This window comes from Nitrosomonas marina, assembly GCF_900110145.1.
GTDB classification, from domain to species: Bacteria; Pseudomonadota; Gammaproteobacteria; order Burkholderiales; family Nitrosomonadaceae; genus Nitrosomonas; species Nitrosomonas marina.
Genome location: NZ_FOCP01000015.1, coordinates 19,764 through 41,542, shown reverse-complemented (window position 1 = coordinate 41,542; position 21,779 = coordinate 19,764). Strand labels below are relative to the sequence as shown.

Sequence of the window (21,779 nt, the reverse complement as noted above, 5' to 3'; positions counted from 1 at the left end):
AACTAGAATATAGCTTATTGTGACAATAACTGGTAACACAGTTTCTTTAATGAAAAAGGAAAATCTAAAAGGAAAACCTATATGACAACCAATAATCTATTTAAGCAAAAAGTCAGTGATGCAATCAGTGCCAGACACCTACTGAAACATCCCTTTTACGTGGCCTGGACAGAAGGTAAACTGACAAAAGAACAATTACGCCATTATGCTGAGCAGTATTTTTATAATGTGCTGGCGGAACCTACCTATTTAAGCGCCGTTCACTTTAACACGCCGCATTTCAGTACAGAGTCGAACTCTGGTGATATCAGTGTGCGTCAGGAAGTTTTACAAAATCTGATTGATGAAGAGCACGGTGAAACCAATCATCCGGCGCTGTGGAAGAAATTCGCATGTGCATTGGGTGCTGACGACAAAAGCCTGACGGATGCAAAAGCACTGCCAAATACAGAGAAACTGGTTTCTACATTCAGAGATATTTGTCTGAATCGGCCGTTTTATGCGGGACTGGCAGCATTGCATGCATTTGAGTCTCAAGTGCCGGACATCGCGGCAGTCAAGATTGACGGTTTGGCCAAGTTTTATGGAATGACCGACCCCAAGGATTATGCATTCTTTTCAGTACATCAACAGGCGGATGTTTATCATTCTCAGGCAGAGTGGGAAATCATTGAGCGCTTTGCGGACACGCCTGAAAAACAGGAAGAAGTGCTGGCTGCTACACGTGAAGCATGTGATGCTTTATGGGGTTTTCTTGACGGTATCCATGACACTTACTGTGCAAACCTGAAGTGCGAACCTGAAAAAGAATCAGCAACGATTCATTAATCATCAGCACGGAAATCAGCAATTAAAATGGCCTTATCGATCTCGCCGGACGACATCATCAGCGGGAGAATAAGGCCATTTCAATCCAATTTTTCAGAATACAGACTTGATGAATTCTCGTCTGGTTATACCGTTTTATCTTTGTTGCTGGCATTTTCCTGATCGTTGTCCGAAACTTCAGGCGTATCGGTCTCTACAGGCCTTTCAGAATCAACGCTTTTCGCAACAGTATCATCAATTTCCTCAGTTTCTAACTCGTCTGTGTCGGCTTGTTCTTCTTCTGACCGGCGGGAATTCCACATAAAATATACTGCGCCTAGCGAGACAATTACCACCGGCATGATTACGTAGGTAAACAGCGCAGATTCCACAGTGATATCCTGTGATGCTGGCGGTGGTTTGGTCACAATCATATACGCGTGTGCGATGGCCACTGCAACAACAGGAACAAGAGCAGCCATAAATCGGTTAGTGACCAAAGGGCGGACAGAAAACATATTAAAAATTGCCGATCCGTAATAGCCAATGAAATAAATAAAAATATAGAAAAAGATTGCACCCATGGGGTTTTCCTTATACTGGTTTGAAGCCGTTATTATTAATTAGAAGCTATCAGTGAGCCTCACGGTTTTTGCAAGCGGCTTGCACTTCCTAAAAAACATCGATATATCAATCTATACAGTGCAGCTTTTAATAATACACAACAACCTGTGAAAAATCACGATTTGTTTGCGAAGGAACAAATTACAGTGACGGGTCGGTTGATTGTATTCAAATAAACCGTCTAGACTGGAAGTATAGGGTTAAAGCTGAATCATATGGCTGCATCTGCACTGTGTCCATACCAATAGCGCCCCATTATGTATACTGCATCCACCACTCGATCATCAGCAAGCATCATCAAAACAAATAATCGTTCAGACAGCGACTGTGTATGCAGCATGCGAAATTTTAGCAGTGGCGTAGCTTCAAGGTTCAGAATGATGAAATCACCTTCCTTGCCAGGCTGGAAAGAACCCAGCATATTGTCCAGATATAAGGCGCGCGCCGCGCCTAATGTGGCTAGATAAAATGCTTTAAAAGGGGTCAAGTGTGTCTCGCTGTCGGTTTGCGTCTGGTGATGAGATGACCGCTGCAGCTGAACAACCTTGTACGCTTCATTCATGGTCTGGAACATGGAAAAACTGGTTCCCGCACCAATATCTGTTCCAATGCCAAGCAGTATATTTTTCTTGCATGCCTTGCTGAAGTTGAACAATCCGCTTCCAAGAAACAGATTAGAAGTCGGGCAAAAGGATAGAGCGGCCTGTTTTTCTGCCAGTAAGCCGAAATCATCGTCCGTTAAATGAATACCGTGTGCAAACAGAGATCTTGAACCAACGAGACCAAAATCATCATACACGTGCAGATAGCTTTTTGCAGAGGGGTAAAGCTGTTGAGTCAAAGCTATTTCATTTAAATTTTCAGCAACATGTGTATGTAGATACAGATCGTCACGTGCATGATACAACTTTGCCGCAACAATCAGTTGTGCCGGGCTGGAAGTAATCGCAAAACGAGGTGTGATAGCATATTGAATACGGCCTTTGTTATGCCATGTTGCGATTAGCGCCTCATTGTCTGCGTTGGTAGTTTCTGCTGTATCGAGTAGATGCTCCGGAGCGTTTCTGTCCATCATCACTTTCCCGCCGATAATGCGAAGATTCAGCTTTTCAGCCTCTCTGAATAAAGCGTCTATCGAACTTCTATGGACGGAGCCGAATATCAAAGCAGTTGTGGTGCCGTTACGAAGCAATTCATGAAGAAAAAAACGGCTGACTGCCTGCGCATATGATCTGTCCGCAAAACGTGATTCGGTCGGATATGCGTATTTTTCCAGCCAATGCACCAGTTGTTCGCCGTAAGCCGCTATGATTTCAGCCTGAGGATAATGAATATGGGTATCGATGAAACCGGGTATTACCAGCCTGCCGCTGAAGTCAGCAATCTCATTTGCAAGCAATCTATGTTTAACTGTTATCTGGGCGCTCGGTCCGACATCCAGTATATGACCATCGTCTCGCAGTACGAGGATGCCGTCTTCATAGTATTCGTAACAGCCAAATGGATCTGATTGGGAGCCAGGATCATCCGTGAGATAGAAAATGGAACCGCGTACTGCCTTGGGCTTGCTGATTGATGGTTCAGACTTTGATGTCGATAACATTATCAGCGCCGTCCCGTTTCCTGTTACCTGTATATGAAATTCATCAGGCAGGAATTGCAAAATGATTTGTCAGAATACCCCATGATTTGTTTGTGTTACTTTTCCTCGAAATTATGGTACCAGGTCGTATAAATCTCATCAGGCCATAAGGACTTGATCCATACGATGACATCATCCACTTGCTGCTCGGTCAGAATGCCTTCCCAAGCAGGCATCGTACTGAATTCCGGCGGTCCACCTTGCAGGATTGTTTTTTTCAATACGGCCGTGGAGTGATGCCATGCATGTGCGGTACCATCTAACGGGGGAGGTGGAAATTTGCCATCTGCAGTTGGTGTGCGCCAGTCTGCCGTGCCTGTTGCATTTTTGCCATGACAGTTCTCGCAGTTTGCCTGGAAAACACGCTCTCCACGTTTAATCTGCTCGGGATCAAAGCTCCTGACTACGCGCTCTGAACTCAGGTTTAGAATTTCCTTGAGTGAACGTGTTTCCTGCTGCCCGGAATCATCACAGGCTGTGAGCAGGAAACCCCCAACAAACATGAGCAAAATGCGGACTGGCATGATGAGTTCGTTTAATTCTTCAGACGCATAATGGAAGAGAAACCCTCAGCATCGTTTTTTGACGCAGGCGTGGCCGGAGCAGTCGATGCGGCTTTGTTGGCTGCTTTGTTGGCATAAGGGTCATATCGCTGATAAATCTCGGCGTCTCTGCGTGTATCTCCGGGTGCGTTGACTTTCAACACATTATAAGGATCAACACGACGTCCTTCCATACCTGGCGATCCGTGCGGCATGTCCGGTACCGCCAGTCCCAGTGCATCCGGTTTCTCCTTTAGAAAACGGATAATATCAGGCGCCGGGATATGGCCTTCCATCACATAACCGTTGACCAGGGCAGTGTGGCAGGAACCGAGTGTTTCAGACATGCCGACTTTTTTGCGTATTTCCTTATTACCAACATCCTTGGTAATTACGGTAAAGCCATGATCACGCATATGGTCTACCCACTTCGAACAGCAGCCGCAGGTTGGGCTTTTATAGACTTCTATAGTTGTCGTTGCGAGTGCCGGCACGGATAAACTCAGCATGCCTGATGTTATAAAAAATCCGGTAATTAAATTACATAAATGTTTTTTCATTTTGTCTCCACAAAAATCGTTCCACGCATACCCTTGAAATGACCCGGCAAAGGACAGGCAAAATCGATAGCGCCAGCTTCGTCAAAAAACCAGACCAACTCTTTTTTTTCACCGGGCATTAATTGTGCCAGTCCAGCTTCCCATTCATTTAAGTTGTCTATATGTTTGCGTCGCGCTTTGGCGGCTTTTCTCAGATCATCATCAAAACCGATGAGCATTTCATGGTTTTTATCTCCGCCGTTTTTGATCACGAAACGAACCGTTTCGCCTTTTTCTACCCAGATTTCATTTGGTAGAAACATGTACTCCACAAGCGTCACTTTGATGGTTCGTGTTACATCACTGGCGATACCGGGCCTGCCGATACTGTCCGCCGCAGGAATATAATCCATCTGTCCATTCGTGCCAGCTGAATACAGGAACAACACAGCCAGTGATATAATCAGCAGATGTTTATTCTTCATGAGGTGCTGGTAAAATTGCAGTTGGATTCTTGTTATCCAATTGTAGTTAGAAACCGCCAATGCTAAATTGTTCCAATTATTTTGTCCAATAAACTGCACAGTTGATCAACAACTTTGTGACTGATGTTAACCCAGAAAAAACGTTATCAAACTAATAAACTGCATAAACGCCTGAGACGATTGGTCGGTACTGCGATCGCAGATTTCAATATGATCGAAGCCGGAGACCGCGTCATGGTCTGTTTATCCGGTGGTAAAGACAGCTATGCACTGCTTGACATATTACTGAATCTTCAGGCGCATGCACCAATGGGATTTGAATTGATTGCTGTCAATCTTGATCAGAAGCAGCCTGGTTTTCCTGAAAAAGTCTTGCCGGAATATCTTGGCGAGCTTGGCATTCCATTTCGCATAGTCGAACAGGATACGTATAGCATCGTCAAGCGTGTTGTGCCGGAGGGAAAAACGACCTGTAGCTTGTGTTCACGTTTACGTCGGGGTGTTTTGTACCGCGTTGCCAGCGAGCTTGGCGCAACAAAAATAGCTTTGGGCCACCATCGTGACGACATTCTGGAAACACTTTTTCTAAACATGTTTTATGGCGGGAAACTTAAAGCAATGCCACCCAAACTGGTCAGTGATGACGGCCGGCATATTGTGATACGCCCGCTAGCTTATTGCAGGGAAAAAGATATTGCAACCTATGCTGAAAGTGCTGCTTTCCCGATTATTCCATGTAATTTATGCGGATCCCAACCAAATCTTCAGCGACAGGTTATCAAAGAGATGTTGCAGCAATGGGACAGGCGTTTTCCCGGCAGACTTGAAACCATGTTCAGATCGTTGCAAAACGTACAGCTTTCGCACCTTGCTGATACGGCAAAATTTGATTTCAAGGGATTGAAAACACAGGGTTCCCCTTATGCAAATGGCGATATGGCATTTGACGAGGAAACATTCGACCAGCCAATTGAAGAAATGATGCTCTCGCTGGTTGAAAAAACAGGTAATTCCAGCTGATTGGCTGATTGGCCAGTGCTTCTAGTTATGTTTTGGTGGCACCAGCTTAAATGTCAACGCCACGACACAGGCAAATACAACGTAGATGATGGTGAATACATATTCCGGAAAACGGTAAAATAGAATTTTATGCACCCAGAACTGGATAAAACTGTCTTCTGTTTCGACCTGTCGCAACAGGTTTTCTAATACAGTAAGGGGGCAGACTACTCCAAGCAGGGATTCAGCGACGACAAACAAAATTGCAGCCAGGTGCAGATAGCGGAACCAGGGATTCCTGACAAATGTTTTCTTTAAATATGCACCTATCCAGATGACAGGAAGGCTGCCGACCACAAACAGCACATATAGCAGATGGAACAACAGGACAATATCAGCTAGCAGCATGCACGCTGAAATTACAGACTCGGTTGCTTGGATAGTTCGGGCTCTGCCCGATCAGAATGCAGTAGCGGCATAATGGATTTTTCCAGTGTTTTTTGATGAACGCGGCCCACAAACGTATCCGCTATCTTTCCCTGTCTGTCAAAAACGACTGTATATGGCAAAACAGACATTTCGTTACCCGCTGCCTCAGCAAAAGACATTGCATTCAGACCGCCTACCAGGACTGGGTAATTGATACCCAGTTCCTTGCTGTAGGGCAAGACTTTTTCTAACTGATCAACCGCGATACCGATGAATGTCAGGCCTTGATCACCATATTGCTGCTGCATTTCGATAAACTCAGGGATTTCTTCGCGACATGGTGTACACCAGGTAGCCCAAAAATTGACGACGATCACATCGCCTTTCCATTGTGCGATCGGTTGCGACACACCGTCTAGATCCGGCAGATTTGCCGATAATATGGCTCCGGCCCCCTGTTTGTTCATTTCTTCAGACAACGGCGGCTGAGGGCCGTCCATAAAATATGCCCGTAACCAGACGCCAGCAGACATGGCCACAATAGCGGCTGCGCAGAACAGGAGAATTTGACTCAGTTTGGACATTTATATATTCCTTTTGATAGCGGTGTTCTACCGCACTGTAGCGTCGATCGACCGTGGCGGTAAGTGGAGCGGAGATTAAATCAGCACGGCGTTTAAAACCGTCAGGAAATCGGTTTTGTTGAGAAATCCGATAACTCGTATGTCAGGTATTTCATTGCCATTCTGATCGATAAAAAGAATTCCGGGTGGACCGAACAGGTTGAATCGCTGCAGAAGAGCGGTGTCGTCGGGAGTGCCATGGGTAACGTCAATCTGAAGGAGTTTGACATTTTTGAGTCTGTCCTTCACTTTTTCATCAGATAGCGTAAATCGTTCCATTTCCTTGCAGGAAATGCACCAGTCCGCATAAAAATCAACCATAACGTATTGATTGTTTTCGCTGGCCTGGCGTATCTGTTCATCCAGTTCCGCGATTGTTTTTACACGCTGGAATGGGATATGGCTGTCTGAATATTCATCACCTGCCGTGCTGTTTACTGCCGAAGTGGCAATGTTGAATTTGGATAATGGTTGCAACACATCACGGCTGCCCGATAAAACGCCAATGAGTAACGCAATGCCGACCAGTAACGCAATGACACCGATACCTTTTAGGAATTTTCTTAAACCGGACGATCGCGGGGGCAAGGGGTCAATCGCATGAAGATAAATGGCCGAGATAATCAGCAGCGCAGCCCATAGCAGCATGTGCGCAACTTCATTAATGACCGGAGAAATCAGCCAGATTGCGACAGCGAGCAGAAGCACGCCAAAAAACTGTTTGATCGATTCCATCCATGGGCCTGCCTTTGGCAGCAAAGCACCGGTTGAAGCGCCCAGCAGCAGCAATGGCACACCCATCCCCAGCGCCATTACAAAAAGAGCTGAGCCACCCAGTACAACATCACGAGTTTGACTGATATAGAGCAGCGCGCCGGCGAGTGGTGCGGCTACGCATGGGCCGACTATCAAGGCAGACAATGCACCCATACCGAAAACACTGGTTAAGTGACCGCCTCTTAAATGCCCAGCCTCCTCGGTTAATTTGCTTTGCAGGCTGCCCGGCAATTGCAATTCATAGAAGCCGAACATCGAAAATGAAAGCAAGACAAAAATCAATGCAAAGGTTCCCAACACCCAGGCACTCTGCAAGGCCGCGGAAAGCATCGAACCGGAAAGTCCGGCAATCACACCGACTATTGCATAGGTAATTGCCATACCCAGCACGTACGACAGCGCCAGCGTCAGCCCCTTGCGCCTGGTCATATGCTTGCCTTTCTGTGCAATAATGCCCGATAAAATTGGAAACATGGGAAAAACACACGGGGTAAATGCCAGTAGCAGCCCGATACCGAAAAAACCGCTGAGTATCAGCCAGAAATTACCTGTTTCAAACATGCGGTCGATTTTATAGGCCTCGGTTTCGATGACGGGCGATCGAGAAGAGGATTGTGATGGCATTTGAAACAGTTCTGCTGCAGGATCAAATGGAGCCGCGGCAGCAGGTCCGCTGACCGCATTTGCTACAGCATTGACCGCCTGCATGGCAGGTAAAGTCAGGTCGAATTCCTTTTTGATCGGCGCATAGCAGACACCCACAGGATCATTACATCCCTGGTACGTTGCGGCGAGCGACAATGGCTGCTCAGACACCGCTTCGCGCTTCAGAGTAATGATAGCCTGGATCGGTTCGTAATAAACTTCGACATGACCAAAAGTCAGATCCTCCTTCATTTTGCCCTGAGGCAATGCAACCTTTTCTATTTGGGTATTCGTCGACTGGGGTTCAAACGCGATCTTGTCGCGATAGACATAATAATTCTTGGCAGGCGCCAGGTTGGCAATCAGGGTCTTTGCATCTTTCACCTCCAGCGTCATCTGGAATGCTTCATCCGGAGGAAGTAATTCCTGCTGGTTATTTTGTCCCAGATTAATGCCAAGTTCTTGTAATTTTGAAAACAGGCTGCCAAAAGAAGAACTGTTCTCTTGTGCAGCAGCGTTCGGACTGACCAGACAAATCAGTACCGTTAGAATTATTAGTAAGCGCATATACATTACAGTTATGTCAGGTTGTTTCTTCGATAATCCAACGCAAGTAAGCGGGTAACCCTTCGGAAATAGGGACAGTTATCACTTCGGGTAGTTCATAAGGATGCATCGATAAAATGAGTTCTTCCACTGACTGATATCTCGCTGATCGCGTTTTTATGAAAACTGGGGTCTCCTCCGCGGTTTCGATATTGTCCTGCCAGCGGTAAACGGATGTACATGCTGGCATCACATTTACGCAGGCCGCCAGTTTTCTGTCAATCAAGGCTTGCGCAAATACCTGCGCACTCTCTTTATTTGGAAAGCTGGTTATAACAAGGATGGCTTCGGTCATAATGACAGTTATTATAAAATGTTTGTATGGCTTTGTCCTTTTAATCCTTTACTCTGCATGACTGATGGTTCGAATTATGATCACTTCAGGGCACGACGATTAATTTTATGCACGAAAGTCTTGATGGTTGCAGCCTTATTGATCAGAATAGACGAGTATTACCTAATTTTTGCGTTAACAGGATTAAAAAGAGATGAAACGTTTTTTTTTACTGATACAGCTACTCGCATTGCTGGCACCGGTGACTGTATTTTTCGGGTATATCCTGATGGATGAAGGCGATCAGTTTACTGCCGAGCATTATATGATTACCGGTTTAAGTGCGCTGCCATTTGCTATAGCCATGCTGGTCAAATTTTTAATGTCAGATGTAGATAAAAAATCCAATTGACTGCTGTTACTTACGATAAATAAACAACAATCCCATCTCAGGCACAAATAACCAGCCATGAGTTCAGTTAAAAACCTGGCGTTGCTGGCCATTGATCAGGGAACCACCAGCACGCGCGCCATATTGTTCTCAGTTCAGGGTAAAATTCTCGCGGTCAGCCAGAAAGAACTGAAATTACTGCATCCATACAAAGGATGGATCGAACAACACCCCGGCGATCTTTGGGAAGATACGCTGTGGGTCTGCCGGAATGTGATTGCTGACGCACAAAGAAACGATATCAAAATTGCCGGTATCGGTATTACGAACCAACGTGAAACCACTGTGATTTGGGATCGGGAGACCGGAGAACCGATTTATAATGCAATTGTCTGGCAGGACCGCAGAACTGCTGATTTATGCGACGCGATAAAAAAATCCGGACATGAACAACAGATTGCGAAAAAAACCGGATTGCTGGTCGACCCGTATTTTTCAGCGACCAAAATTTCCTGGATTCTTGATCACATTGAAGGTGCGCGTCTACGGGCAGAAAAGGGCGAGCTCGCATTTGGTACGGTGGATACATTTCTGCTGTGGAAGCTGACACAGGGAAAAGCGCACACGACGGATATTACCAATGCATCACGCACACTGTTATTTAATATTGTGACCCGGCAATGGGATAGTGACCTGCTGCGGTTATTCAATATCCCTGCCGGCATTTTGCCGAATGTCAGTGATAACGTTGCTTTTTTTGGCGAAACAAGACCGGAATTGCTGGGAGCCGCCTATGTTATAGGCGGGATGGCTGGAGACCAGCATGCAGCGCTGGTTGGGCAGGGGTGTTTTGAGCCCGGTATGATTAAAGCAACTTATGGCACCGGTTGCTTTGCATTGATGAATACCGGACACAACTGTACAATTTCCAGAAACAAGCTGTTGACGACAATTGGTTATCGAATCGGCGGGGATACCTGTTATGCACTTGAAGGATCCATTTTTACGGCCGGTGCGGCGGTTCAATGGCTGCGTGATAATCTTGGGCTGCTGTCTGATGCGGCGCAAAGCGAAGCGGTCGCACAGTCGGTTACTGATAGTAATGAAGTTTATTTTGTTCCCGCGTTTACCGGGCTTGGCGCACCGTATTGGAAGCCGAATGCGCGTGCTGCTATCACAGGCATCAGTCGGGAGAGTAACAGCGCACATGTCATTCGGGCAGCTTTGGAAGCTCAAGGGTATCAAAGCCGTGATTTGATTGAAGCCATGGAGTCCGAATTAGTCAATACGGATACAGCAGACGCGCTGCGCATAGACGGCGGTATGACAGGTAATACCTTTGTTTGCCAGTTTCTCGCCGATATGTTGGGGCGTACGGTCGAAATACCTGAAGTGATGGAGAGCACAGCCTGGGGAGCGGCTGCTTTGGCTGGTTTGTATAGCGGGCTTTTTACCGGGCTCGACAATATTTCCAGAACCTGGGTTTGTTCACGACGCTACACACCGCAGATGGCAGAGGACGAACGAAATAAACTGTATGCTGGCTGGAAACATGCTGTGCAGGCTGTATTGAATTGATTGCTTTCGGTTGCCGCGTTGACATATTCAACCAGATCGTATTTTCGCTGCAGCATGATCGATATTTGAGCGTCTTTTTAGAAACGTCATTTCATTTAATTGCTGCACGTTAATTTTATTTAAATTAATCATTCGACCTTTATAGCAGCGCTTATTAAACGGTTTAATTACCCCGGTCAGCCTGATGGAAAAATCCAATAATAATAACAGTCACGCAATTTCAATCCAGAAGAACGATAAAATTGTGTTGATTGGCGGTTTGCTTTTGATGGGCCTCACCCTGGTTACGGGTGTTGCTGTATACAGCGTGATGCGTCAGCAAATTGAATCATCGCTTGGCAGAGGACTCGATGTGGCATTGCAGGGCAAAGCGCATTTGCTCGAGAGCCAGATAGAAAAGGGCCTGGCTGACACGCGTGCATTGGCTACGCGTCCTTTCTTGATTCAATCGATACGGCAACTGCGTGACCAGAACGAAAATCAAGCAGCACGCAGTGATCTGGAAAACAATATCCATTCATTGATTCAATCCGGTTTTACAGCGGCAGTTGTTTACGATGCGCAAGGCAATCAGCTGGTAAGAGCCGGGCATTTTTCAGAAAAACACGCACAGGCATTACCTCTTGGCGAGAAGAATGAAACCACATTAATATGGGACGGCGAGTTTGTTCTGCACACGCGTGAAGCAGTGTTCGGTCCAGACGGTCAGCATATCGGCAGTATCATGACGGAAACAACCTTGCCGCAGTTGACACGCAGTTTCAGTGAAATCAGGTCGATCGACGAAACCGGCACATTCATGTTATGCGCCCCTACCTCTGTAAGTGATCAGAAAATGCCTTGTCTGATTAGCCAGATTGATGGCGTACGCTTTAAGACTCTGACACGGGTGGTTGAAGGAGGCGTGTTACCGATGGATTACGCGCTCGATGGTCGAAGTGGCGTTATTGCAGTTATCGATTATCGGAATGTGCCGGTTATTGAGGCTTACGCACCTTTAGAAGCTATTGGTCTGGGTATGATTCTTAAACTGGATGAAGCGGAACTGTTCAAGCCTGTAACTGAAGAACTCAAAATTATTATGGTTTATCTCGGCATTCTGATCATCGCCGAGGTGCTGTTGCTGAACTGGTTTATTCGAAAATTGATCAATTCGGAACAAAGCGCAAAACTGGCGAAAGATAAAGCCGAGCAGTTTTCATTTGAATTGAGTTTGAAAGAACTTGAGCTTCGTGAACGTTTGAAAGAAATTACTTGCCTGTATGAGATTCGGCGCAGCATCGGAACGGAATTATCGGTTGAAGAGGTATGCCAGCAGATTTTCAAACATCTGATTCCTGCCATGCAATATCCGGAGTCAGCCTCGGCTTCGATTGAGATCGACGGAAACCGTTTCGTTTCAGCTGCCAGCAATCAAGCACACAGTAATGCTCTGGTTTCCAATATCAAAGTCAATGGAAAAGTATGTGGTCAACTCAGTGTTTTTTATTCCGAGGACAGGCCTTTCCTTGAAATTGAAGAACAAAAACTCATAGATACCATTACAGTCGATCTGGCAAACTGGCTTGAACGAAAGCAGGTCGATGAGCTGTTGCGTGAGCGATTGAAAGAAATCACTTGCCTCTACGAAATACGGCGAGGTATCAGTACAGAACTATCAGTGGATAAAATCTGCCGGAATATTTTCGATTATTTGATACCTGCAATGCAGTTTCCAGAAATTGCCACAGCTGTCATTGAAATTGACGGCAGGCATTTTGAATCCGGAAAATACGATGTGCGTGATGGGAAACTGATGTTTTCCAGAGCCAATAGCGAACGTGTATGTAATGACTGTTACCATTCCCGTGACTCCATAGGTCATGTTTTACAATCGGATATCAACCTCGGTGGCAAGAAGTACGGCTATATCAAAGTAACATATCCGGAAGACAAGCCATTTCTCATCCAGGAGGAACAAAAACTCTTGGATGCGATAGCCAGTGATCTGGAGAGCTGGCTTGACCGCAAACGTCTGGAACAAACGCTGGTATTTGTTGCAGAGGAACAGGCGCATACCATCGGGCAGGAACTGCACGACAACCTTGGCCAGCAAATTGCGGCTATCGGATATCAAGCCAGGGCGCTGGAGAAAAAAATCACCTCCCTGGGTAATGAATCGATGGCAGCCATCGCCGCTTCAATAGCAACGCAGGTGCAAACTGCTGTCGTGCAGATAAAGCAATTGGCCCAGGGGTTACTGCCATTTGAACTGGAAGCAAACGGCGTAGTCGCAGCGCTTGAGAAACTCGCGACAAGAATTGCCAAAACCTATTCAATCAAATGTGACTTTGTTTGTGAGCATACAATACGAATCAACGATAAAAACCTGGCGCTGAATTTTTACAGAATCGCCCAGGAAGCGGCAAATAACGCTATTCGTCACGGCGAAGCCCAGCATTTGACAATATCTCTTGTTGCGAAAAATGATAAACTGATCTTATCTATTCTTGATGACGGCTGTGGTTTTTCTCTGAATACAAATGACCCGGGGACATCTGGAATGGGTATTAAAATCATGCAGTATCGTGCCAAACAATTGGGCGCCAAACTCAAGTTTCTGTCAGGTGTGGAGGGTGGCACCGAAGTACGTCTCGAAATGGGGATGGTTTAAAAATGCCGGATTCAATTGCACAAATTCTACTCGTTGATGATCACCCAATGATGCGTCACGGGATGGCCATGCTCATCAATATGGAACCTGATCTTGAGGTGTTTGCACAAGCCGGGGATGGCGAAGAGGCATTGGCGATTCTCAGAAAAAATAAACAAATTGATATAGTATTGCTGGATGTAACGCTCAAAACCATCTCGGGATTAGAGGTCATAAAAAATATCCATAGCCATTATCCCGATCTGCCTGTGCTTTTTGTTTCCATGCACGATGAAACAATTTATGCCGAACGCGCCCTGCGTGCAGGTGCACGCGGCTATGTTATGAAACAGGAACCTGGAGAGGTATTGATCAATGCCATACGGGAAGTTCTGCAGGGCAAAATTTATTTGAGCGGAAAATTGCACGAAAAACTGCTCAACCGGATTGTAGCGGGCCAGGCCGAGCCGGAATCTCCGATCAATAAACTCACTCCCAGCGAGTTTGAAGTACTGCATCTGATTGGTGCCGGGCACAGCAGCCAGGAAATCGCCAACTTGCTGAAGCGCAGTATTAAAACGATTGAAACCCATCGCTTTAACATACGTACCAAATTGAAACTGAAAGATAGCGCTGATCTGATTCGGTTAGCCACTCGCTGGATCTCGGAAGAGAAGCAATGAACGATATCAATTGCTATTGATCGCAATCCGATAGCAAATCACTCCTAATGGTTTCGCTTACCAAAAAACAATAGTTTTCCCAATATTAAAACTGCGCTGACTTGGCTAATATGGTACCTGTCTTGAATGCGTTGGGGAATTATTAATGAAAACCATAACAGTTAAATACCTGGCAGTTTTTACAATTTGTATTCTGGCTGCCGCTTGTGCGCCGATGACTCCGCAAACGTCAGTAAATAAAGGTATGGAAAACGTTAATCATGCCGCACTGACGAAATATCATGAGAATCTGGCCAGAACAATGCAATCCAAGGCTGAAGAACAGAAACAAATAGTAAAAAAGAGATCCCGGGTTCGTAAATTCGGCAGGAATGCGCAGCTTTCAAAAAATCGCGTTATTTGGCGGATTAATAAATATGAAAAAGAAGCTGAGCTAAACTTTGCCAAGGCCGCTTATCATAAGAAAATCGCTCAGGAGCAGGCAAATCGTGATAGATACAGCAAGCCGGGCGCTACCGAACAGATTGATAAAGCGAGATTCAGACAGGAGAAAGGCGCGCCGCCAACGGCAGATGATTTTCATGACGCCTTGTAGTATTCAGTAACCCGTCTTCATCAAGCAACACTAAAAACCCGACCAGGCTGTATTGCCAGACTGGTCGGGTTTTTAATGCATTACAATCCGCTTTACACTGAAATCCGGTATGCCTGCAGACCCGAAACACCAGTCGTTCAGAAAAATCTAATCTAATGGTTTCCCTGATATGAAAACAATAGTTTCCCCAATAGGTTTGTTAAAAAAAAAGAATTAGTATGTTTAACGTAATCCATGAATGACGATTTTGTTTTTTATTACATTACTTCTCTTTTTCTATATGTAAGCCGTTTCCAGCCATTTTCGACGGCTTACTTTTTTTGTAGCCTGCAAGAAAGTTGATATTGGAGCATATTGTCATGAAAACTGAAATTAAAAACATTGTTGTCGCCTTGTGTATTGCTGCAGTGGCTGGAAAATATCTGACAGCCCTTACATTACTTTCAGTATAAGGCATAGGCTTTCACTGCCATGCCCGCAGTGATTTTTCAGGGGTAACTACAGCAGCAGCTTTGTCAAAGCAATCTGATAAATTTTTGCCAGGCGTTCCAGATCTGCCACATCTACGTATTCATTCAGTTTGTGGATGGTTTCGTTGCGAGGGCCAAATTCCACAACCTGTTTACAAATATCTGCTATAAAGCGTCCGTCCGAGGTGCCGCCAGATGTGGATAATTGCGGCTCTAGTTCTGTTATCTGGATAACGGCCTCGTGTAGTGCGTTGGCAAGCTCTGCCTTCGGTGTTAAGAAAGGGTTGCCGGAAAGCTCCCATACCAGCTCGTAATCCAGTTCGTATTTATCCAGCACTGCATGTACTCTTGTTTTCAATGAATCTACAGTGCTGGCAGTCGAAAATCGGAAATTAAACAACATATTCACAGTGCCCGGTATGATATTCGTAGCACCAGTTCCGCCGTTAATATTGGAGATGTGCCATGTAGTTGGCGGAAAATATTCATTGCCTTCATCCCAGCGGATTTGCGAAAGCTCGGTGATCGCTGGTGCGGCCAAATGAATCGGGTTTTTTGCCAGATGTGGGTAGGCGATATGGCCTTGTACGCCTTTGACGGTCAGGTTTCCTGATAGAGAGCCCCGTCGGCCGTTTTTGATCGTATCGCCAAACCGAAGCGAGCAGGTCGGTTCCCCTACAATGCAATAATCCAGTAACTCGCCGCGCGCTCTGAGTGTTTCTACGACTTTTACAGTACCGTCAACGGCCGGTCCTTCTTCATCTGAGGTAATCAGCAAGGCAATGGACCCTTTATGTTCTGGATGCAAAGTGACGAACGCTTCGATTGCCGTGACAAACGCGGCCAAGGATGATTTCATGTCTGCCGCACCGCGCCCGTACAATCTGCCGTCGCGGATAACCGGTTCAAATGGATCGCTGTTCCATTCTGCCAGAGGGCCGGTAGGGACTACATCGGTGTGCCCGGCAAAACACAGCACAGGTGAATTGCTGCCACGCCTGGCCCAAAGATTGTCAACTTCCCCAAAACGCATATTTTCAATGAGAAAACCTGCTTTTTGCAACCGTTGTGCGAGTATTTTCTGGCAGTCGCTGTCATGCGGCGTTATCGAGCGTTGTTGAATTAATTGGCGAGCTAAATCCAATGTTTCGTTGGTCATAAACTTTCCTGTAAAAACTGGAGATCAAATCACTACGCGCACTTGCAGTGTATGTATTTAACAACACTTTCAGTTCAAAACTTTTATTCGGGTGTATGGATTTGGATGATTATCATGTAAATTTAGGGCTTGCTACTAAAAGCGAATTCTACACGCCTGATACAAAATTCGCACTGAGTGATGTGCAATAAAGCACTCAATTATTGAATTCGATCATAAGGGGAAAAGATGCTCGAGTCGCTATTACTTGTTTTCATATCATTGCTGGTGATCGTCGCCTTGGTTTTATTCGTTCCGTGGTTAAGGCGCCTGATTATTTCCAATCAATTGTTGAAAATTTTTCGCAAGATGCTGCCACCCATTTCCCAGACCGAGCAGGAAGCGCTTGATGCCGGCACTGTATGGTGGGATGGCGATCTATTCAGCGGTAAACCTGACTGGAGTAAGCTGCTGGCTTATCCGACACCGCAATTAAGCGACGAGGAACAGGCCTTTCTCAATGGCCCTGTCGAACAGCTTTGCGACATGCTCGACGAATGGAAGATCACGCATGACCTGAAGGATCTGCCGCCAGAGGTCTGGCAATTCATAAAAGACAATGGTTTTTTTGGATTAATAATCCCAAAGCAATATGGAGGACGTGGTTTTTCGGCGCTGGCACATTCCGAGATTGTGATGAAAATCGGTTCGCGCAGCGGAACGGCGGCAGTAACAGTCATGGTGCCCAATTCGCTAGGACCTGCTGAATTATTGATGCATTATGGTACAGACGAACAAAAAAATTATTATTTACCGCGTCTGGCCCAGGGATTAGAGGTTCCCTGTTTTGGACTGACGTCACCGGATGCAGGATCGGACGCTGGCTCCATACCCGATTACGCCGTGGTATGTAGGGAAGAATTTGACGGCAAACAGGATGTTCTGGGCATGCGTGTCACCTGGGAAAAGCGTTATATTACACTGGGTCCTGTAGCAACCATTCTTGGCCTGGCATTTAAATTGTATGATCCCGATCATCTGCTTGGTAATCAGGAAGATCTGGGCATAACACTCGCACTGATTCCGACCGATACACCGGGTCTGCATATCGGGCGACGTCATCTGCCGCTTGACGCGGCATTTCAAAACGGACCGAACTGGGGCAAAGATGTATTTATACCCATGGACTGGATCATTGGCGGCCAAAATGGTGTCGGTCAGGGATGGCGCATGCTGATGAACTGTCTGGCGGCCGGACGTTCGATTTCATTGCCGGCCACCAGTACCGGCAGCGCAAAACTTGCAGCAAGAACAAGTGGTGCGTATAGCCGGGTGCGTGTGCAGTTCAATCTGCCTATCGGGTATTTTGAAGGAATTGAAGAAGCGCTGGCGCGCATCGGCGGCAATACCTATATGATGGATGCGGCGCGCATTATGACTGCCGGTGCTGTCGATCTGGGTGAAAAGCCGTCTGTGATATCCGCAATAGTCAAGTATCATCTGACAGAACGGGCACGCCAGACCATTAATGATGCGATGGATATACACGGCGGCAAAGGCATCTGTATTGGACCGCGCAACTACCTCGGACGAACTTATCAGCATATGCCTGTCAGTATTACGGTCGAGGGCGCCAACATTCTGACGCGTAACATGATAATTTTCGGACAGGGCGCAATCCGCTGTCATCCGTATATACTTCAGGAAATCACCGCAGCGCACGATACAGATAAAAAACGTGCTTCCAAAGCGTTCGATTCGGCTCTGGTCGGCCATGTTCTATTCAGTATGCGTAATGCAATCAAGTGTCCGGTGTATGGTTTGTTTGGTAAGTACATTAAAAGCAATATTCCTGAAAACTGCAGCCCGGAGACAGCACCATATTTTCTACAACTTAGCCGGTTCGCCGTGAATTTCGCATTTCTTGCCGATGTTGCCATGATAAAGCTGGGCGGGTCCTTAAAGCGAAAGGAACGTTTATCCGCGCGCCTTGGAGATATTCTCAGTCTGCTGTATCTTGCATCGGCAACGCTCAAACGTTTTGAAGACAATGGTCGGCCACAAGCCGACTTACCGTTGCTGCACTGGTCTGTTCAGGATGCCATATACCGCGTTCAGCAGGCCTTTGACGAATTGCTGAGTAATTTTCCCGGTAATAAGGTATTTGTATGGCTGTTGAGAAAATGTATTTTCCCGCTGGGAAAACCGTATTTGCCGCCAACCGATAAGCTTGGACATGAAATATCCCAGATGTTGCTCGAGCCGAATAAAGCGCGTGACAGGCTGACAGCGGGTGTTTATCTGCCAACCAGATCGGGTGAACCATTGTCTGACCTGGAGCAGGCGCTGGAGTGCGCGATTGAAAGTGCACCGCTCGAGGCAAAAGTGCGTAATGCTGTCAAATCAGGCAAAATTACCACGCAGCAGAGTGAAAAACAGGTTACGCAGGCATACCATCTAAACGTGATAACTGTAACTGAGGCTGACTTGCTGCACAAGATGCGGGATTTGCGCAGCAGGGTTATCAAAGTTGACGATTTTTCGCAGGATTTTTCCTATGAAGCGCCTGGTTCAGTCGACCTTACTGTATCGTCGCCGCCAGCTACATCTTCGGTTACGACTACAGAATCGACAATTGCGGCAACAACTGCAACCTCGTTTGCATCAAGCGAACCGGAACATTCCGATGTTACCGTGGCTGGAGATCAGAATGAGCAGTTGGCCACTGATATCGAACGTTCCAATGTCCTGGAATCCGGGCAATTAAGTGAAATTGCGGCCTCTGATCTTTTTACGGACGAAGCGCCGGTGTCTGAACAGGTAACAGGAAATAACGAGACTAATACACGGGATGCTGCATCAGAGCAGGAAAAGCACTCTATAACGGCTGATCAGGAAGGGTGGCGGCAAACTGATGATTCACCAACTGAGAAAACTGGATCCGAACGGATGAAACAAGGTGAAAGTATTCAAACAGAAGAAACGAAAAACCATTAGGCAAAATAGTTATGAGCCAAACAATTTCTGTCGAGCAAGCGAAAACTCTGGATGGATTATTTAAGGAGCGTGTCCACGCAACACCGCAAGGCGAGGCCTATCGTTATTACGATGAAAAGCAGAAATCATGGTGCGTTCATACGTGGCAGGCCATGTATACGCATATCGCTCAATGGCAGGCGGCGCTGATCAGAGAGTCATTGACACCCGGTGACCGCGTTGCCGTAATGATGCGTAATCGACCGGAATGGGTCATGTTTGACCAGGCTGCACTTGGCCTGGGTCTTGTCGTCGTGCCATTTTATACCGAAGACAGGGCGGATAATGTCGCCTATATGCTCGCGGATGCCGAAGTCAAACTGTTGCTGCTGGAAAAATCCTCACAATGGCTTGAAGTGTTTGAGGCGGGCAGCAAGGTTAACAGCCTGCAGCGTGTTGTGCTGATTGATCCGGTCAACGCTGCCGATTCCGATTTGGGTCCTGAAGCGGCAGCTGCAGATAGTCGGCACTTGACTGTGTTATCAGACTGGTTGCCTGAAAACTCTGAAGCTGTTCAGCATATCAATGATGATCCTAACACTCTGGCCACTATTATTTACACGTCCGGGACAACCGGACGCCCCAAAGGCGTTATGCTGAATCATCACAATATCCTGTCGAATGCCCATGGCAGTCTTCAGGCCGTACAGGTTAATCACGATGATCTGCTGCTGTCTTTCTTGCCGTTGTCGCACACTTTTGAACGAACCGTTGGCTACTATCTGCCTATAATGTGCGGTGCGACTGTCGCTTATGCACGTTCGATCCCGTTACTGCAGGAAGACCTGCAGAACGTACGTCCGACCATATTGATTTCTGTACCGCGAATTTACGAGCGTATTTACGCTGGTGTCCAGACCAAGCTTGATGAAGGTTCAGCTTTTGCCCGCTGGTTGTTTAATTTCACTGTTGAGGTTGGGTACAGCCGCTTTGAATACCGGCAGAACCGTGCGAGCTGGCGTCCGGCATTTTTGTTATGGCCGTTGCTGAACAAGCTGGTAGCTGCCAAACTGATTAACAAGCTGGGCGGACGACTGCGCCATGCCATGAGTGGCGGGGCGGCATTATCGGCTGAAATCTCTCGCGTGTTCATCGGGCTTGGGCTGCCGATATTGCAGGGTTATGGCATGACTGAAAGCAGTCCGGTTGTCAGTGTCAACCGGCATGGTGATAATGTGCCTTCCAGCGTAGGTGTGCCAATCGCAGGCGTGGGTGTCAAAATTGGAGATGATGGCGCATTGCTGATTCGTGGGCCGAATGTGATGATGGGATACTGGAATAACGCACAGGCAACAGAGGCCGTGCTGTCAGCTGACGGCTGGTTAAATTCTGGTGATATCGCCACGATTGATTCGGAGGACCATATTACGATTACCGGTCGATTGAAAGATATCATCGTGCTGTCAACCGGTGAAAAAATACCGCCTGGCGATATGGAAGCAGCTATTATGCGCGACCTCATATTCGACCAGGCGCTGGTCATTGGTGAAGCGCGTCCCTATCTGTGCGCACTCGTCGTATTAAACCCTGAAAACTGGAAAAAATTTGCCAGCGAACATAACATTGACGCAGACACAACTGACAACGAACAACAAGAGCGAATTGAAGAAATTCTTCTTGAGAAAATCACGCAGCAAACGCATGAGTTTCCGGGTTATGCGCGTATCCGGAAAGTTGCCGTCATTTCCGAATCCTGGTCCATAGAAAACGAGATGATGACCCCGACTCTAAAATTGCGTCGAGCAAACATTTTGGAGCGGCACAAAGCCGAAATTGAAAAACTGTATGCGGGCCATTGATTCTTAAGTGAACTGTTCAGATTTGAAAAACAGAAATGCTTATTCGGCGCACATATAGCCTAAAGTGGTTTTTAAAGATTGAAGGGTGATATATCCTGTATTTTATTGTTTACGGGAGTGTTATTGCATTCTAAATCAGTTTCCTTTTTCATGGAATCTGTGAACGCATTAAAAACACACCGCTTCTTCGGCAATACAGCTTTTTTACGCAACATTTCGTGTGGTTGTTTGTATTTTTTATGCCGTTAGGACTGGTGCAGCATCTTGATTGGATGATGCTGCCAGTTTATGTTGCCATCGCTACTGTCTTTTCAACTACGGAAAGAATAGGAGGGCGGACAGAAGATCCATTTGATAACAAAATGGAAGATATTCCGCTTCAAGCTATCTGCCGCACCATAGAGATCGATATTAGCAGCAGCTGGGTGAGCATTCTGTTCCCCCTCCTCTGAAGCCACAGGATGG

General features: G+C 46.5%; 20 protein-coding genes. 10 read left to right on the top strand and 10 right to left on the bottom strand.

The genetic code is table 11. From position 1 onward, the window contains the following. Nucleotides 1-81: 81 nt before the first annotated feature. Nucleotides 82-828 carry a 4-aminobenzoate synthase gene (locus BMX44_RS10925; protein WP_090632899.1) on the top strand — a complete coding sequence of 249 codons (747 nt, stop codon included), beginning with the start codon at nt 82-84 and terminating at the stop codon, nt 826-828. Between the two features lie 125 nt (nt 829-953). Here the strand turns inward: BMX44_RS10925 and BMX44_RS10920 are convergent, their stop codons facing one another. The 5 genes from BMX44_RS10920 to BMX44_RS10900 all read right to left on the bottom strand — a co-directional run bounded on the left by BMX44_RS10920 (nt 954) and on the right by BMX44_RS10900 (nt 4,639). Further along, on the bottom strand, nt 954-1,391 hold the full coding sequence (locus tag BMX44_RS10920) for a hypothetical protein (RefSeq protein WP_090632896.1): 438 nt from the start codon (nt 1,389-1,391) through the stop codon (nt 954-956). Between the two features lie 251 nt (nt 1,392-1,642). Continuing rightward, nucleotides 1,643-3,034, bottom strand: a complete 1,392-nt coding sequence (gene guaD, locus BMX44_RS10915) for a guanine deaminase (RefSeq protein ID WP_090632894.1) — start codon at nt 3,032-3,034, stop codon at nt 1,643-1,645. Between the two features lie 95 nt (nt 3,035-3,129). After that, entirely contained in the window at nt 3,130-3,597 is a 468-nt protein-coding gene (locus tag BMX44_RS10910) for a cytochrome c (RefSeq protein ID WP_090632892.1), read from the bottom strand. Nucleotides 3,598-3,608: 11 nt separating this feature from the next. Next, nucleotides 3,609-4,175 carry a DUF411 domain-containing protein gene (locus tag BMX44_RS10905; protein ID WP_090632890.1) on the bottom strand — a complete coding sequence of 189 codons (567 nt, stop codon included), beginning with the start codon at nt 4,173-4,175 and terminating at the stop codon, nt 3,609-3,611. Next, nucleotides 4,172-4,639, bottom strand: a complete 468-nt coding sequence (locus BMX44_RS10900; RefSeq protein WP_143056927.1) for a cupredoxin domain-containing protein — start codon at nt 4,637-4,639, stop codon at nt 4,172-4,174. Before BMX44_RS10900 ends, BMX44_RS10905 begins: the two co-directional genes overlap by 4 nt. Nucleotides 4,640-4,762: 123 nt before the next feature. Here BMX44_RS10900 and ttcA point away from each other — a divergent pair, with 123 nt between their 5' ends. Further along, complete coding sequence (gene ttcA / locus BMX44_RS10895; protein ID WP_090632887.1) at nt 4,763-5,659, top strand: tRNA 2-thiocytidine(32) synthetase TtcA; 897 nt, start codon at nt 4,763-4,765, stop codon at nt 5,657-5,659. A gap of 21 nt (nt 5,660-5,680) precedes the next feature. Here ttcA and BMX44_RS10890 read toward each other — a convergent pair whose 3' ends face one another. The 4 genes from BMX44_RS10890 to cutA form a co-directional block, all read right to left on the bottom strand. Then, a complete protein-coding gene (locus BMX44_RS10890; protein ID WP_090632885.1) occupies nt 5,681-6,046 on the bottom strand; it encodes a DUF2784 domain-containing protein in 366 nt (121 codons plus the stop codon). Nucleotides 6,047-6,057: 11 nt separating this feature from the next. After that, on the bottom strand, nt 6,058-6,651 hold the full coding sequence (locus BMX44_RS10885) for a TlpA family protein disulfide reductase (protein WP_090632882.1): 594 nt from the start codon (nt 6,649-6,651) through the stop codon (nt 6,058-6,060). Nucleotides 6,652-6,726: 75 nt separating this feature from the next. Beyond that, nucleotides 6,727-8,679 carry a protein-disulfide reductase DsbD gene (gene dsbD, locus BMX44_RS10880; RefSeq protein ID WP_090632975.1) on the bottom strand — a complete coding sequence of 651 codons (1,953 nt, stop codon included), beginning with the start codon at nt 8,677-8,679 and terminating at the stop codon, nt 6,727-6,729. A gap of 16 nt (nt 8,680-8,695) precedes the next feature. Beyond that, on the bottom strand, nt 8,696-9,013 hold the full coding sequence (gene cutA / locus BMX44_RS10875; protein WP_090632879.1) for a divalent-cation tolerance protein CutA: 318 nt from the start codon (nt 9,011-9,013) through the stop codon (nt 8,696-8,698). Nucleotides 9,014-9,206: 193 nt separating this feature from the next. Between cutA and BMX44_RS10870 the strand changes: the two genes are divergently transcribed. The 5 genes from BMX44_RS10870 to BMX44_RS10850 all read left to right on the top strand — a co-directional run bounded on the left by BMX44_RS10870 (nt 9,207) and on the right by BMX44_RS10850 (nt 14,871). Continuing rightward, nucleotides 9,207-9,404 carry a hypothetical protein gene (locus tag BMX44_RS10870; RefSeq protein WP_090632877.1) on the top strand — a complete coding sequence of 66 codons (198 nt, stop codon included), beginning with the start codon at nt 9,207-9,209 and terminating at the stop codon, nt 9,402-9,404. Between the two features lie 57 nt (nt 9,405-9,461). After that, nucleotides 9,462-10,961: a glycerol kinase GlpK gene (gene glpK, locus BMX44_RS10865; RefSeq protein WP_090632875.1), complete on the top strand. Its 1,500-nt coding sequence runs from the start codon at nt 9,462-9,464 to the stop codon at nt 10,959-10,961. A gap of 184 nt (nt 10,962-11,145) precedes the next feature. After that, nucleotides 11,146-13,614, top strand: a complete 2,469-nt coding sequence (locus BMX44_RS10860) for a sensor histidine kinase (RefSeq protein WP_245738908.1) — start codon at nt 11,146-11,148, stop codon at nt 13,612-13,614. A 2-nt stretch (nt 13,615-13,616) separates the two neighbouring features. Then, on the top strand, nt 13,617-14,276 hold the full coding sequence (locus BMX44_RS10855; protein ID WP_090632872.1) for a response regulator transcription factor: 660 nt from the start codon (nt 13,617-13,619) through the stop codon (nt 14,274-14,276). Nucleotides 14,277-14,421: 145 nt separating this feature from the next. Next, nucleotides 14,422-14,871, top strand: coding sequence for a hypothetical protein (locus BMX44_RS10850; RefSeq protein WP_090632870.1), 450 nt, complete (start codon nt 14,422-14,424; stop codon nt 14,869-14,871). Nucleotides 14,872-15,369: 498 nt separating this feature from the next. Here BMX44_RS10850 and dapE read toward each other — a convergent pair whose 3' ends face one another. Next, on the bottom strand, nt 15,370-16,500 hold the full coding sequence (gene dapE, locus BMX44_RS10840; protein ID WP_090632865.1) for a succinyl-diaminopimelate desuccinylase: 1,131 nt from the start codon (nt 16,498-16,500) through the stop codon (nt 15,370-15,372). Between the two features lie 228 nt (nt 16,501-16,728). Between dapE and BMX44_RS10835 the strand changes: the two genes are divergently transcribed. The 3 genes from BMX44_RS10835 (at nt 16,729) to BMX44_RS10825 (ending at nt 21,766) form a co-directional block, all read left to right on the top strand. Next, complete coding sequence (locus BMX44_RS10835) at nt 16,729-19,476, top strand: acyl-CoA dehydrogenase (RefSeq protein ID WP_090632863.1); 2,748 nt, start codon at nt 16,729-16,731, stop codon at nt 19,474-19,476. 11 nt (nt 19,477-19,487) lie between these two features. Next, nucleotides 19,488-21,314: an AMP-dependent synthetase/ligase gene (locus BMX44_RS10830; RefSeq protein ID WP_090632861.1), complete on the top strand. Its 1,827-nt coding sequence runs from the start codon at nt 19,488-19,490 to the stop codon at nt 21,312-21,314. A 134-nt stretch (nt 21,315-21,448) separates the two neighbouring features. After that, nucleotides 21,449-21,766 (top strand): bestrophin family protein, encoded by a 318-nt coding sequence (locus BMX44_RS10825; protein ID WP_143056926.1) that lies wholly within the window; start codon nt 21,449-21,451, stop codon nt 21,764-21,766. The last annotated feature ends 13 nt before the right edge of the window (nt 21,767-21,779 follow it).

Excerpts from the sequence above, each read along its gene's own strand:
- BMX44_RS10925 (WP_090632899.1), top strand. The coding sequence starts at position 82 with ATGACAACCAATAATCTATTTAAGCAAAAAGTCAGTGATGCAATCAGT.
- BMX44_RS10920 (WP_090632896.1), bottom strand. The coding sequence starts at position 1,391 with ATGGGTGCAATCTTTTTCTATATTTTTATTTATTTCATTGGCTATTAC.
- guaD (WP_090632894.1), bottom strand. The coding sequence starts at position 3,034 with ATGTTATCGACATCAAAGTCTGAACCATCAATCAGCAAGCCCAAGGCA.
- BMX44_RS10910 (WP_090632892.1), bottom strand. The coding sequence starts at position 3,597 with ATGCCAGTCCGCATTTTGCTCATGTTTGTTGGGGGTTTCCTGCTCACA.
- BMX44_RS10905 (WP_090632890.1), bottom strand. The coding sequence starts at position 4,175 with ATGAAAAAACATTTATGTAATTTAATTACCGGATTTTTTATAACATCA.
- BMX44_RS10900 (WP_143056927.1), bottom strand. The coding sequence starts at position 4,639 with ATGAAGAATAAACATCTGCTGATTATATCACTGGCTGTGTTGTTCCTG.
- ttcA (WP_090632887.1), top strand. The coding sequence starts at position 4,763 with ATGTTAACCCAGAAAAAACGTTATCAAACTAATAAACTGCATAAACGC.
- BMX44_RS10890 (WP_090632885.1), bottom strand. The coding sequence starts at position 6,046 with ATGCTGCTAGCTGATATTGTCCTGTTGTTCCATCTGCTATATGTGCTG.
- BMX44_RS10885 (WP_090632882.1), bottom strand. The coding sequence starts at position 6,651 with ATGTCCAAACTGAGTCAAATTCTCCTGTTCTGCGCAGCCGCTATTGTG.
- dsbD (WP_090632975.1), bottom strand. The coding sequence starts at position 8,679 with ATGCGCTTACTAATAATTCTAACGGTACTGATTTGTCTGGTCAGTCCG.
- cutA (WP_090632879.1), bottom strand. The coding sequence starts at position 9,013 with ATGACCGAAGCCATCCTTGTTATAACCAGCTTTCCAAATAAAGAGAGT.
- BMX44_RS10870 (WP_090632877.1), top strand. The coding sequence starts at position 9,207 with ATGAAACGTTTTTTTTTACTGATACAGCTACTCGCATTGCTGGCACCG.
- glpK (WP_090632875.1), top strand. The coding sequence starts at position 9,462 with ATGAGTTCAGTTAAAAACCTGGCGTTGCTGGCCATTGATCAGGGAACC.
- BMX44_RS10860 (WP_245738908.1), top strand. The coding sequence starts at position 11,146 with ATGGAAAAATCCAATAATAATAACAGTCACGCAATTTCAATCCAGAAG.
- BMX44_RS10855 (WP_090632872.1), top strand. The coding sequence starts at position 13,617 with ATGCCGGATTCAATTGCACAAATTCTACTCGTTGATGATCACCCAATG.
- BMX44_RS10850 (WP_090632870.1), top strand. The coding sequence starts at position 14,422 with ATGAAAACCATAACAGTTAAATACCTGGCAGTTTTTACAATTTGTATT.
- dapE (WP_090632865.1), bottom strand. The coding sequence starts at position 16,500 with ATGACCAACGAAACATTGGATTTAGCTCGCCAATTAATTCAACAACGC.
- BMX44_RS10835 (WP_090632863.1), top strand. The coding sequence starts at position 16,729 with ATGCTCGAGTCGCTATTACTTGTTTTCATATCATTGCTGGTGATCGTC.
- BMX44_RS10830 (WP_090632861.1), top strand. The coding sequence starts at position 19,488 with ATGAGCCAAACAATTTCTGTCGAGCAAGCGAAAACTCTGGATGGATTA.